At 70.3% G+C, this 12659-nt stretch carries 12 protein-coding genes; 2 read left to right on the forward strand and 10 right to left on the reverse strand.

Annotation, left to right across the window (positions count from 1 at the left end):
• Positions 1-94 precede the first annotated feature (94 nt).
• Both ASE76_RS02795 and ASE76_RS02800 read left to right on the forward strand, forming a co-directional pair.
• A complete protein-coding gene (locus ASE76_RS02795; RefSeq protein ID WP_236698309.1) occupies positions 95-1174 on the forward strand; it encodes a GGDEF domain-containing protein in 1080 nt (359 codons plus the stop codon).
• A gap of 85 nt (positions 1175-1259) precedes the next feature.
• Entirely contained in the window at positions 1260-2249 is a 990-nt protein-coding gene (locus ASE76_RS02800) for a tripartite tricarboxylate transporter substrate binding protein (RefSeq protein ID WP_055834307.1), read from the forward strand.
• A 210-nt stretch (positions 2250-2459) separates the two neighbouring features.
• Here the strand turns inward: ASE76_RS02800 and ASE76_RS02805 are convergent, their stop codons facing one another.
• The 10 genes from ASE76_RS02805 to ASE76_RS02850 all read right to left on the reverse strand — a co-directional run bounded on the left by ASE76_RS02805 (position 2460) and on the right by ASE76_RS02850 (position 12658).
• Positions 2460-3341, reverse strand: a complete 882-nt coding sequence (locus tag ASE76_RS02805) for an alpha/beta fold hydrolase (protein WP_055834310.1) — start codon at positions 3339-3341, stop codon at positions 2460-2462.
• Positions 3338-4402 (reverse strand): branched-chain amino acid ABC transporter permease, encoded by a 1065-nt coding sequence (locus tag ASE76_RS02810; RefSeq protein ID WP_055834311.1) that lies wholly within the window; start codon positions 4400-4402, stop codon positions 3338-3340. The genes ASE76_RS02805 and ASE76_RS02810 overlap by 4 nt, the downstream gene beginning before the upstream one ends.
• A 13-nt stretch (positions 4403-4415) precedes the next feature.
• The gene (locus ASE76_RS02815) at positions 4416-5402 is read right to left on the reverse strand and encodes a branched-chain amino acid ABC transporter permease (RefSeq protein ID WP_055834314.1); all 987 of its coding nucleotides are present in this window, start codon (positions 5400-5402) and stop codon (positions 4416-4418) included.
• A 142-nt stretch (positions 5403-5544) separates the two neighbouring features.
• Complete coding sequence (locus tag ASE76_RS02820; RefSeq protein ID WP_055834317.1) at positions 5545-6294, reverse strand: ABC transporter ATP-binding protein; 750 nt, start codon at positions 6292-6294, stop codon at positions 5545-5547.
• The gene (locus tag ASE76_RS02825; RefSeq protein ID WP_055835566.1) at positions 6291-7055 is read right to left on the reverse strand and encodes an ABC transporter ATP-binding protein; all 765 of its coding nucleotides are present in this window, start codon (positions 7053-7055) and stop codon (positions 6291-6293) included. The genes ASE76_RS02820 and ASE76_RS02825 overlap by 4 nt, the downstream gene beginning before the upstream one ends.
• Before the next feature lie 25 nt (positions 7056-7080).
• Positions 7081-8589 (reverse strand): PHB depolymerase family esterase, encoded by a 1509-nt coding sequence (locus tag ASE76_RS02830; protein ID WP_236698310.1) that lies wholly within the window; start codon positions 8587-8589, stop codon positions 7081-7083.
• 154 nt (positions 8590-8743) lie between these two features.
• Positions 8744-9931, reverse strand: a complete 1188-nt coding sequence (locus ASE76_RS02835) for a substrate-binding domain-containing protein (protein WP_055834323.1) — start codon at positions 9929-9931, stop codon at positions 8744-8746.
• A gap of 136 nt (positions 9932-10067) precedes the next feature.
• Positions 10068-11588, reverse strand: a complete 1521-nt coding sequence (locus ASE76_RS02840; RefSeq protein ID WP_055834327.1) for a sigma-54-dependent Fis family transcriptional regulator — start codon at positions 11586-11588, stop codon at positions 10068-10070.
• A gap of 37 nt (positions 11589-11625) precedes the next feature.
• On the reverse strand, positions 11626-12006 hold the full coding sequence (locus ASE76_RS02845; protein ID WP_055834330.1) for an HPF/RaiA family ribosome-associated protein: 381 nt from the start codon (positions 12004-12006) through the stop codon (positions 11626-11628).
• A 109-nt stretch (positions 12007-12115) separates the two neighbouring features.
• A complete protein-coding gene (locus ASE76_RS02850; RefSeq protein WP_236698311.1) occupies positions 12116-12658 on the reverse strand; it encodes an MOSC domain-containing protein in 543 nt (180 codons plus the stop codon).
• Between the last annotated feature and the right edge of the window lies 1 nt (position 12659).

The following is a 12659-nucleotide window of genomic DNA, read 5'->3' on the forward strand; positions in this document are numbered from 1 at the left end:
GAAATCGATACACGCACCGCAGCTTTGTTGCAGGTGCCGTCGGTCTCGCCGGACGCCCCGCGCCTCGCGCGGCCCGCATCCTCTTCGCCCGGCCGTGACCGCCACCACCACCGCCCCGCCTTCGTCCACCCTGCCCCGCCATCCCCGGGCCGCGGGCCGGCTGGCACGCGGCGCGTTCTGGGTGATGACGCGCCAGGTCACGGTGGTGTCGGCGGGCGTGGACGTGGCGCTGCTGCTGCTCTTCCTGGCGTTCGGATCGCCGCTGCTCGCGTGGATCAACCTGGCGAGCATCGCCCTCTACGGCGCCGCCTACTGGATGCTGGGCCGGCGCTGGAACACGCCGGCGCTGCTGCTCATCTGGATCGAGGTGCTGGGCCATGCGGCGCTCGGCAGCATGCTGGTGGGCTGGGACAGCGGCTTCCACTACTACCTGCTGATGTTCATACCGGCGATCGTGGTGAGCGGATCGCGGCGCGCGATCCTCTCCCTGCTGGGGGTGCTGTTTTTGTTCTACACCGGGCTGCACGCCGCGTCGCGCGCCGCCGGCGTGCTGGAGCCGCTCAGCCCCGCCGGCCTGATGGCGGTGCACACCTTCAACGTGGCGGTCGTGTTCGCCATGGCCTCCTACACCGCACGCTTCTACTACCTGACGGTGCGCCGGGCCGAGCGCAAGCTGGTCGAGCTGGCCACCACCGATTCCCTGACCCGCCTGTGCAACCGCCGCCACCTGCTGGCCCTGGCCGGTCCGGCCCTCGCGCAGGCACGCCGCCAGGGCCGGCCGAGCACCGTGGTCATCGCCGACATCGACCACTTCAAGCAGATCAACGACCGCCACGGGCACGAGGCGGGCGACCTGGTGCTGGCCCATATCGGCGGCCTGCTGGCGGGCCTGTGCCGACCGCAGGACATGGTCGCGCGCTGGGGCGGCGAGGAGTTCCTGGTCCTGCTGCCCGAGACCGACCTGGCGGCCGGCACCGCCCTGGCCGAGCGCATCCGCCTGGCGGTGGCCGCATCGCCCACGCTGCACGGGAATGAGCGGCTGGCGCCGACCCTGTCGCTCGGCGTGGCGGCGCTGGGGCCGCAGGAGCCGCTCAATGCCGCCATCGCCCGCGCCGACCGGGTGCTCTACCAGAGCAAGGCCCAGGGCCGCGACCGCACCTCGGTGGCCGGCTGAGAAAGACCGCGCGCGGCAGGCCGGCACGCGGCCGGGCCGGCCGGTTCGGCGCGAGAATGGCGGCCATACAACGAAGGAGACACCGATGGATTCCCTACTCCCCTGCCGCCGCAACCTGCTGGCGCTGATCGCCGCGGCCGCCTGCACCGGCGGCCCGCTGCTGGCGCAGGCCGACACCGCCTATCCCACCCGCCCGGTGACGGTGGTCGTGCCCCAGGGCGCGGGCGGCGCCAACGACGCGATCGCCCGCATCGTGCTGCAGCGGGTGTCGGAGCTGCTGGGCCAGAGCTTCGTCGTCGACAACCGGGTGGGCGCCGGCGGCAATATCGGCACCGCCTATTCGGCCAAGGCCAGGCCCGACGGCTACACCCTGATGCTGACCAGCGACAGCGCGCAGGTGGTGGCGCCGGCGCTGTACAAGGCGCCGGGCTTCGACCCGGTCAAGGACTTCGAGCCGGTGGCCGCGGTGGCGACGGCCGGCTACGTGCTGGTGGCCAACCCGGCGTTTCCGGCCAACACCGTGGCCGAGCTGATCGCCCGGGCCAAGGCGCAGCCCGGCGCCATCTCGTACGCCTCGGCCGGCAACGGCACGCTCAATCACCTGATCGCCGAGGTGCTGCGCAAGCAGGCCGGCATCGACATGCAGCACGTGCCCTACAAGTCGTCGGCCGCCGCCGCGACCGACGTGGTCAGCGGGCAGGTGCCGGTCTCGGTGCAGAGCCTGCCGTCCTCCATCGGCTTCATCCAGGCGGGCAAGCTCAAGGTGCTGGGCGTGGTCAACCCGAAGCGGGTGGCCGCCCTGCCCGATGCGCCCACCATCGGCGAGACGCTGCCGGGCTTCGGCTTCACCCCGTGGTACGGCCTCTTCGCGCCGGCCGGCACCCCGCCCGAGATCGTCGCCAAGCTGCACGGCGCGGTCGACAAGGCGCTGGCCGCCAAGGACATCCAGGACCGACTGGCCCAGCAGGGCGCCGAGCCGTGGCGCCTGACCTCGGCCCAGTTCGGCGCTTCGGTCAAGACCGAGCTGGCGCGCTGGGCGACGATCGTCAAGGATTCGGGTGCGCGGGTCGACTGACAGGAAGATGGCAGAGCACCTGCGGCGCGACCCGATCGAGCGCCTGCGGTCCTCGCCGTACAGGGGTACGGCTCCGGTCCTCGGCGCGCACTCGGGCCGCTCGCTACCGTTCTTTCACACCTTCTTCCTCGGTGAGAGGGCCTGGGCGCCGTTGCTACCAAAAGAATAGCTGGTGGTCGGCGCCGCGCGCCGGCTACAGCCTCTTTTCTTTCACGATTCTGATTTCCGCAGAAACGCATCGACCAGCGCGTACTGCGCCGGCACGTTCAGCGCCGGGGCGTGTCCGCAGCCGGCCACCTCGATCACGTCCAGCAGCCCGGCGGCGCCGGGGCCCCGGCCGCGCATCGCGTCGAGCGTCGGCGGCAGCACCAGGTCCGAATCCTCTCCGCGCAGGCACAGCACCGGGATGCGCAGCCGGTCGTAGTGGTCCCAGATACGGTAGTCGTCGGCATGGTCGGTGAACTGGCGGACCATCTGCGGGTCGTAGTGCGGCGTCACCCGGCCGTCGGGCAGGCGGCGGGTGCTGGTCTCGGTCAGGTGGCGCCACTGCGCATCGCCCAGCCAGCCGTACGGGCGGTAGACCTGGCGGAAGAACGCCTCCAGCTCGCCCACCGTGTCGAAGGCCGGCGGCGATCCGGCGTAGGCCTTGATGCGTTCGAGCGCCGGGGTCGCCAGCTCGGGCGCGTTGTCGTTGAGCAGCAGGCTGCGGATGCGGCCGGCCAGCGCCGGCTCGAACAGGCCCGAGGCGCAGACGGTGCCGATCGCGGCGCCCATCGAGGTGCCGATCCAGTGGGCGCTGTCGATGCCCAGCGCATCGAACAGATCGGCGGCGATGCGGGCGTAGAAGCGCAGGCAGTACTCGTCGGCCGGCGCCGGGCTCCATTGGCTCAGGCCGCGCCCGAGGGTGTCGGGGCAGACCACCCGGTAGCGGCCGGCCAGGTGCGCGGCCAGCGGATCCATGTCGCGGCCGGTGCGCGCCAGGCCGTGCCAGGCGACGACGACCGGCGCGCCCTCTTCGCCCCAGGCGGTGACGTGGATCTCGCGGCCGGCGCAGCGGAGGTAGTGGGAGGTGGGCACGGGTAGCGCGCTCATCGCGCCGCCCCCGCCCGCAGCCGGCCGACGATGCCGGTAGGGAAGTAGTAGACCGACAGCACGAACAGCACGCCCAGCCAGAGCAGCCAGCGGTCGGGCGAGAGCAGCGCGGCGAGCCACGGCAGGCCCGAGGCCGCCTCGCTGCCGAGCCGCAGCAGGTCCTGCAGGTAGCTCTGCGCCACCACGAACAGCGCCGAGCCGATCACCGCGCCGTAGACCGTGCCCATGCCGCCGATCACCACGATCAGCAGCACGTCGAGCATGATCTCGAACGAAAGCGAGGTGTCCGGCCCGTTGTAGCGCAGCCAGAGCGCGAGCATCGCGCCGGCGATGCAGGCGACCAGCGCCGACAGCACGCTGGCCAGCGTGCGGTAGACCACCACCCGGTAGCCGATCGCCTCGGCCCGGAACTCGTTCTCGCGGATCGCCTGCAGCACCCGGCCGAAGGGCGAGTTGACGATGCGCAGAACCGCCAGCACCAGCGCCACCGCCAGCACGAACAGCAGGTAGTAGCAGAGCAGCCGGCCGTCGAGCGACACGCCCAGGAAGGGCTCCTCGGCGAACTCGAACGCCGGCGACAGGATCGCCGGCACCTTGAAGGTCAGCCCGTCCTCGCCGCCGGTGATGTCCGACAGCTGCGAGGCCAGCGTCTGGAAGGCCGAGGCCACCGCCAGCGTGATCATCGCGAAGAAGATCGCCCGCACCCGGAGCGAAAACAGCCCCACCGCCAGCGACAGCACCAGCGATACGGCCAGCGCCCCGCCGAGGCCTACCGCCAGCGCCGACCAGGTGGCGCCCAGCCGCGTGGTCGCGATCGCGATGCCATAGGCGCCGATGCCGAAGAACATCGTGTGCGCGAAGCTCACGATGCCGGTGTAGCCCAGCAGCAGGTCGAAGCCCGCCACCAGCACCACGAACACCAGCACCTTGGCCGCCACGTTGAGCGCCTTGACGCCGGGGAAGAGGAACGGCGCCAGCGCGAGCCCGACGAAGATGGCGACCAGCACCACCGCCAGCACGCGGCTGCGCGGGGTGTCGCCCGAGAGGATACGGTTCAGCATGTCGGTGCCTCCTTCAGCGCGAGCCTGCGACGGGGTAGACGCCCTGCGGACGCCACAGCAGGATCGCGACCATCAGCGCGATGTTGGAGAACAGCGCCACCTTCGGCACCATGAAACCCGTGTAGTTCGCCATCAGTCCGACCAGCAGCGCGCCGATCAGCGCGCCGCCGGTGGAGCCCAGGCCGCCGATGATGATCACGATGAAGATCAGCACGTTGACCTGCGCGCCCATCTGCGGCACCACGTTCTGCTGGTACAGGCCCCACATCACGCCGCCGAGCCCCGCCAGCGCGCTGCCGACCACGAACACGCCGACGAAGAGCCGCCGGATGCGGTAGCCGAGCGACTCGACCATCTCGCGGTCCTGCACGCCGGCGCGGATCAGCAGGCCGACCTTGGTACGGCCCAGCGTCCAGGCGAGCAGCCCGAAGACGACAAGTCCCACCACCACCGCGATCAGCCGGTACTTCTCGACCGCCGCGTCGCCGATCAGCACCGCGCCGCGCATCGCCTGGGGCAGCGGCAGCGGTATCTGCTGCGGGCCCCAGATCACCTTGATCAGCTCCTCGCCGATGATCATGCCGCCCATGGTGATCAGGATCTGCTTCAGGTGCTGGCCGTAGACCGGCCGCACGATGAAGCGCTCGAACGCCAGGCCCACCGCGCCGGCGACCAGCATCGCGACCACCATCGCCGGCAGCACCGCGACCAGGTTGCGCCAGAGCTGGTCGGAGCCGGTCCAGTCGGCCATGCCGCCCAGCACGCTTGTCGCGACGAAAGCGCCCAGCGCGATGAACACGCCGTGCCCGAAGTTCAGCACGTCCATCAGCCCGAAGACCAGCGTGAGGCCCGAGGCGATGATGAACACGATCATGCCCATCGCCAGGCCCGCCACGGTGAGCGTGAGCCAGGTCGAGGGCGAGCCCACCAGCGGCAGCGCCAGCAGCGCGAGCGCCGGCACCAGGGCCAGCGGCTTCCAGTCGAGGTCGAGTGCCTTCATGAGCGGTTTGCTCCTCTTTTGATAGCTGGTGGCCGGCATGTGGCGCCGGCTACAGGCTTATTCGGTTCGGAATCGACGCCCGCGTCAGGCGGTGCGCTCCGTGCCGCTGCGGCAGACCGGCCGTTCGGTGCGGTGCCGCCGCTCACAGCGCCAGCCCCAGCAGCGACTGCTGCAGCGCCGCGTCGTCGGCCAGCGCCTGCATCGCGCCGGCATGCACGATGCGGCCGTCGTCCATCACCGCGACCCGGTCGCCCAGGCGGGTGGCGAAGCTCAGGTTCTGCTCCACCAGCAGGATGGTCACGCCCTGGGCCTTCAACTGGGCGAAGGCGTCGATCATGTTGTTGATGATCGACGGCGCCAGGCCCTTGCTGGGCTCGTCGACGATCAGCATCTCGCGCGGCTCGACGATGGCGCGGGAGACGGCCAGCATCTGCTTCTGCCCGCCCGACAGCTTGCCGGCCGGATGGTTCCAGAACTTCTCGACCGCCGGGAACAGCGAGAAGATCCACTGCAGCCGTGCACTGTCCATCTGCTGGGCGGTACGGGCGCCGCGGGCGGCCAGCACCATGTTCTCCTTGACGGTGAGGTCCGCGAAGATGCCCATGTTCTCCGGCACGTAGGCGATGCCCTTCCCGGCGATCTGCGGCGTGGCGAGGTGGCCGATGTCGCCGCCGTCGAATTGCACCGTGCCCTGCGAGGCATGCCACAGCCCCATGATGGTCCGCAGGGTGGTCGTCTTGCCGGCGCCGTTGCGGCCCAGCAGCATGGTGACCTGGCCGCGCGGGACGTCGAGGTCCACGCCGTGGAGGATGTGGTAGGCGCCGATATGGGTGTGCACGCCCCGGAGGGAGAGCAGCGCGGACGGGTGGCCGGCGGTGTTGGCGGTGTTCATGCTGCCTCCTTCGCCACGCCCAGGTAGGCTTCCTGCACCACCGCGGAGGCGATCACCTCGGCCGGCGCGCCATCGGCCACCAGGGCGCCGTTGTGCAGCACGATGATGCGGTCCGCCAGCTCGCGCACCACGTCCATCTTGTGCTCCACCAGCAGGATCGTCTTGGTCTTGTCCTGCTTCAGCGCGCGGATCAGGTCCAGGATCACCGGCGCCTCCGCCGCGTTCATGCCCGCAGTCGGCTCGTCGAACAGGAACACCTTCGCCCCCAGCGCCATCAGCAGCGCCACTTCCAGCTTGCGCTGGTCGCCGTGCGGCAGGCTGGCGACCGGGGCCGCGGCCTTGGGCAGCAGCGCCACCGTGGCCAGGATCGACTCGGCGCGCTCGGTCAGCACGCGGTGGTCGCTCCAGATGCTCCACAGATTCAGCCCGCGCCGGTGCGGTCCGTCGTGGGTGGCCTGCACCGCCAGGCGCACATTCTCCAGCACGCTCAGGTTCGGGAACAGGTTGGTCAGCTGGAAGGCCCGCCCCAGCCCGGCCCGGGTGCGGGCCGAAACGGGCAGGCGCGACAGGTCCTGCCCGTCGAGCAGCACCTCGCCCTCGGTCGCCGGCAGCTGGCCGGAGATGAGGTTGAAGTACGTCGTCTTGCCCGCGCCGTTGGGGCCGACGATCGCGGTCAGCGTGCCGGGCGCGAAGCGGCAGCTCACCCGGTTGACGGCGACGTGGCCGCCGAAGCGGATCGTCAGGTTGCGGGTTTCCAGCAGTCCCATGGGTTCCTCGGTGGGCGTCTCAGCAGGTGCCGATGACGTAGTTGCCGGGCGCGGTGCGCTTCAGCGTCGTGGTGGTGTAGATGTTCCACAGGCCCATGTACTGGTTGGAGCCGTAGGCGTAGGTGGCGCCGTAGAGCGCGTAGGCGCGCGCCGCCATCGTGTGGTCGTAGTTGCTCGCGGTGAAGCAGGTGGCGGCGGGTGCGGCGGCGGTGGTGCCGCCGGCCGCGGCCGAGGCGGCGCCCTCCCCGCCGTTCGCGTCGGTGGCGCGCACCGTCCAGCTGTAGGTGGTGGCGGGCGACAGGCCGGTATCGGTGAAGCCGGTGCCGCTCACCGGCAGCGCGTTGGCCTTGGTGGTGCCGCGGTAGACGTTGTAGCCGGCCGCGCCGCTCACCGCGCTCCAGCCGATCGCCATGCTGCTGGCAGTCGCGCCGCTGGTGGTCACGCCGGTGGGCGCGGGCAGCGCGGCGGGCGGCGCCGTGGTGCCGCTGCCGACGATGCGGTCGACCATCGCCTTGACCGCCACCATCTGCGGCCCCGACTTCTTCGAATAGTTGGCGCTGTCGTAGCCCCACCAGTCCCAGCAGCTGTTGGTGGCGGCGGTGCTCGTCTGCGGATACAGCACCACAATGCGGTTGGTGTCGGCCCAGCGGTTGTAGCCGGTGTTGCGCACGTACTGCTGTCCGATGTCGGCGGTGTTCTGCTTGCAGCCGTGCAGCACCAGGTGCAGCCGGCAGTTGTTGCCCGACCCGGCCGCGCAGGCCTGCGGCACGTAGGCCCAGCCGGTGGTCGCCATGCCGTGGCCGCTGACGAACGCGCTCTGGTCGTACTCGACGAAGCTGCCCGAGAGGGTGCCGTTGTTGCGCGGGCTCAGCGTGCCGTAGAGCTGCTGCAGCATCGCGCCGGCCAGGTCGAAATTGCAGTCGTTGATGTAGGGCGACGCCTTGGTCGAGCAGGTGCTGCCGTAGTCGTCGGTGACCATCGCATGCTCGGACGCGATGTCCTTTTTGTAGACCACGTTGGCGCTCGGCACGTAGCTTTGGTAGTAGGTCTTCAGCGCATCCATCACCCCGGTCTTGACGGTGCTGTCGAGCGTGCCGGAGAACAGGTAGACCTTCGATGCCGCGAGGTTCGAGGTCGGGTCGATCAGCCCCTGGCCGGCCCAGCTGTTGGTGGTGCTCACCAGGCTGGCGGTGGGGATGCCCGAGGGGCTCGCCATGCAGCGGCCGGTGGCGTTGAGCACCGAGCCTTCGGCGCAGTAGAACGGCCCGCCCGCGACCACGCCGGCGCCGGTCTTGAAGGTGGCCGAGTACGCCACGTGCAGCTGCACCGCCATGAAGCCGCCGGCCGACAGGCCCGAGACGGTCGTCTGGGCGGCGTCCAGGCCCAGCTGCGGCAGCGGCACCGCCGCATGGGCGCCGGCCGCGGCGAGCGCGACCACCGCCGCGAGGACGCTACGGCGCACCGCGCGAAAACGGCGCGGGCGGTGCGAGGACACGAGAGGCGAAGGAACCGATGGACCGATTGGCATGGCATGTCTCCTGTGGTGTGAAAAGGCGAAAGCCCTCCCCGTCCCCGTGTGCCCGGAGGTTCGTGAACAAAAATCGACGGCAAAAAAGGGGCGCGAAAACCGTAGTGAGCAAGCCCGCGCAATCGGCTGCGCAGCAGGTTTGCGCAACCCTTTTTCAGCGGGTGTTGCGGATCGGGATGTTCATCTCCGACGGCTTGATCTCGCGCACCAGCTCCGGCACGCCCCAGGCGAAGGCCGGGTCGTTCTTGATCCTGAAGTGGTACATGCTCTGCATCGCCTGGTGGTCTTCCTTGCGGAAGGTCATCGTGCCCTTGGGCGTCTCGAAGCTCATGCCTTCCATGGCGGCGATCAGCTTGTTGGTGCCGGTGTCGCCGTCGGTCTTCTTCAGCGCGGCGACGATGGCCATCGCCGACGAGAAACCGCCGGCGGTGAAGAAGTCGGGCGGCGCCTTGAACTGCTTGTAGTGGGCCGCGACCAGCGCCTCGTTGACCGGGTTCTTCGGGATGCCGAAGTAGTAGTAGGTGGCGCCTTCCATGCCCGGCAGGTTCTTGTACGCGGCCATCGCGGGCAGGATGTTGCCGCCGGTGGCGATCTCGATGTTGTAGCGCTTCAGGTCGAGATCGACGATCTTGAACGGGTTGCCGGCGCCGGCCCAGACGATCCAGATCACCTTGCGGCCGGGCTGGTCCTTCAGCTTGTCGATCAGGCGCTGCGCGCCGGCGGTGAAGTCGGTGGTGGCGGCCGGCAGGTACTCCTCGTGCACCAGCTTGGCCGACTTGATGGCTTCCTTGAAGGCCTTCACCCCGTCGCGGCCGAAGGCGTTGTCCTGGCCCAGGGTGGCGATGGTGGTGCCGGCCTTGTCGATCGCCACCGCGTTGCTGATCGCGTCCTGGCTGCTGTTGCGGCCGGTACGGAAGATGTACTTGTTCCACTTGTCGCCGGTGATCGAATCGGCGACCGCCGGCTCCACCAGCAGGATCTTCTTGTACTCCTCGGCCACCGGCAGCATCGCCAGCGCCACGCCCGAGGCGGTGGGGCCGACGGCCAGGTCGGCCTTGTCGTCGGAATAGGCGGTGGCCAGCAGCGACTTGCCCAGGTCGGGCTTGCCCTGGTCGTCCTTCTCGATCACCACGATCTTGCGGCCGTTGACCGCCATGGTGCCGCCGGTGGCGTACTCCAGGCCCATCATCAGGCCGGTCTGCGTCTGCTTGCCGTAGGCCTCCAGCGGGCCGGTCTTGCTGTAGACGTGGGCGATCCGGATGTCCTTGCCCTGGGCGAAGACGGGTGCGGCGGTGACGGCGGCCAGGGCGGCTGCGACGGCGATCAGGCTACGGCGGTGCATGCGGTGTCTCCTCGTTGTGATGGCTGGATATTGCACAGTCCGTGCCTGCACGTATCCCGTTGATTTCACTGGAGACGCCTTGCCCCGCCGCAGAAGAATGCCTGAATTTCAGACAACTGCGGTGCCTGGAATCCGGTCAACTGTCTGGCATGCCGTCAGGGTTTTCCAGACGTCCGTAGAGGGTCGCGCGGGAGATGCCCAGCAAGCGGGCCGCCGCCAGCTTGTTGCCGCCGGTGGACCGCATCGCGGCGGCGATCGCGCGGCGCTCCAGCGCGGCGATCTGTTCGGGCAGTGCGCGACACAGGTCCGCGTCGTCGGCCGCAACCGCCGGCTCGGTGGCGGCGGGCGCCAGCGGTTCGACGCCCGCCTGCGCCAGCAGAGGCCGCAGCGCCGCCGCGTCGACCCGCAGCGAATCGCTGCGCATGGCAGCCTGCTCCAGCACGTTGCGCAGTTCGCGGATGTTGCCGCGCCAGTGCTGCCCCGCCAGCAGCGCCAGCGCATCGGGCAGCACGTCGGGCGGCTCGGTGCCGCCGCGCAGGGCCATGTCCTCGCCCAGCGCCTCGACCAGCGCGGGAATGTCGCCGCGCCGCTCCCGCAGCGGCGGCACCCGCAGCGGCAGCACCGCCAGCCGGTAGTACAGGTCCTCGCGGAACCGGCCCTCGCGCACCAGGGCGCCCAGGTCGCGCGAGGTGGCGGCGATCACCCGCGCATCGAAGGGCAGCAGCCGGTTGCTGCCCAGCGGCTCGATCTCGCCCTCCTGCAGCGCGCGCAGCAGCTTGGCCTGCAGCGCCAGCGGCATGTCGCCGATCTCGTCGAGGAACAGCGTGCCGCCGTCGGCCAGCCGGAACTTGCCCTCGCGCGCCTTGCGGTCGGCTCCGGTGAAGGCGCCGGGTGCGACGCCGAAGAACTCGGCCTCCAGCAGGGTGTCGGGCACCGCCGCGATGTTCACCCCGACGAAGGGGCCGGCGGCGCGGGCGGAGGCGGTGTGGATCGCGTGGGCCAGCAGTTCCTTGCCGGTGCCGGTCTCGCCCAGCAGCAGCACCGGGCTGGAGGACTGCGCAGCGCGCCGCGCCTGCCGCTTGATCTCGACGGCCGCCGGGCTGGTGCCGATGAAGCTGGCGAAGGTGTGCTTGGCGCGCCGCTGGCCGTGCTGCGACTGGGCGGCCGCGGCTCGGCAGCGCTGGCTGGCCAGCTCGCGACGGGCATCGTCCAGGTCGCGCTGCAGCAGCGCGAACTTGCTGATCAGCGGCTGCAGCGTGGTCTCGGGGTGGTCGAACAGCACGATGCCGATCGCGCCGATCACCGTCACGCCGTCGTCGTCGCGCAGGGGGATACGGCTGACGACGAAGGTGCCGGCCTTGTTGGTGAGCAGGTCGACCAGGATCGGCTCGCCGGTCTCCAGCACCCGGCGCATCTGCGTATTGGGGATGACCTCCTCCACCACGTGGCCGAGGAACTGGTCGATGGACGAGAAACCCAGCGCCGGCAGAAAGCGCCGGTAGCCCTCGTTCACCCAGACGATGCGCGCGTCGCGGTCCACCAGGAACATGCCCTGGCTGACGCTGGAGAACAGGTGGAACATGGACCGCGCGGCCAGTGCGAGGATGCCCTGGGCATCGACCGGCAGCGCGGTGGGGGAAGGGGCTGCGACAGGCATGGGCCGATGGTAGCCCTGCCTGCGCGGTGGAGAAGGATCAGGCGGCGGGTGTCTCGTCGATCACTGGGGCGGCGTCGATATCGCGGCGGACAGAGTCGCGGTCGCGGTGGTCGTTGCGGCGGTCGAGCGTGCTTTCCAGCAGGTGCTTGAGCTTGCGCAGGGCGCCGCGGAAGGCTTCGTCGACGGTCGGCGCGTGGTGGGTCACGGCGGCGGGGTGCTGGTGCGCCACGCGCGCCTCCATCACGCAGCGCTTGTCGTCGGCACCGGCCTTGCCGCTGTTCTCGTCGCTGATGTGCACTTCGACGCGGGTGACATGGTCCTTGAACCGGGCCAGGCCCGCATTCACCTCTTCGTTCGCCCACAGCTCCATCGCTTCGCGGCCTTCGACACCATTGTGGGTATTGACTTGTACTTGCATGAAGTTGCGCTCCTTTTCACTACGAATCGGCCACACCCGAGGCGGTGTGCCTGTCTGCAGTGTGGCGGCATCGCGCGGCCGGAGGTGTAGGACCGGGCCGTCTGCGGCCTCAGCCCGCGGGCGCGGGCGCCGGCCCGCAGCGCACCGCGTCGCCGACATGCATCCGCCCGCCGACCAGCACCCGCGCCGTCACCCCGCCGTGGCCGCGCATCGCGTTGTAGGCGCCGGGGCCCAGCAGGTCCTCCATGCGGGAGCACGGGTCGCATGGCCCGGAGATTTCCAGCTGCACCTCGTCGCCGATCCGCAGCACCATCGGCGCGTCGCGGAACAGGCTGCGCGCGGCCAGCAGGTTCAGGCCGCGCACGACCAGGTTGCGGCGCAGCACGGCAGCATCGAGCCCGTCGCGGGCCAGGTACGACGCGATCACCGGCAGGTGCTCGGCCTGGATCAGCGTCACCTGCCGCTTGCCCCCGGTGGAGGTCGAGAGCGCGCTGCGGTCGCCCTGCAGGCCCTTGCCGGCGATGGCGGTGGCCCGGTCGGGCGCCAGCACCGCCGCGCGGCGCGCCGGCCGCAGGTACACGGCTTCGAGCCGGCCGGCCAGCGGGTACTGCGCGGTGAGCGCACGCAGGTCGTGTGCGGAAGGGGCCGCCACC

This window comes from Xylophilus sp. Leaf220 (assembly GCF_001421705.1).
Classification (GTDB): Bacteria; Pseudomonadota; Gammaproteobacteria; order Burkholderiales; family Burkholderiaceae_C; genus Xylophilus.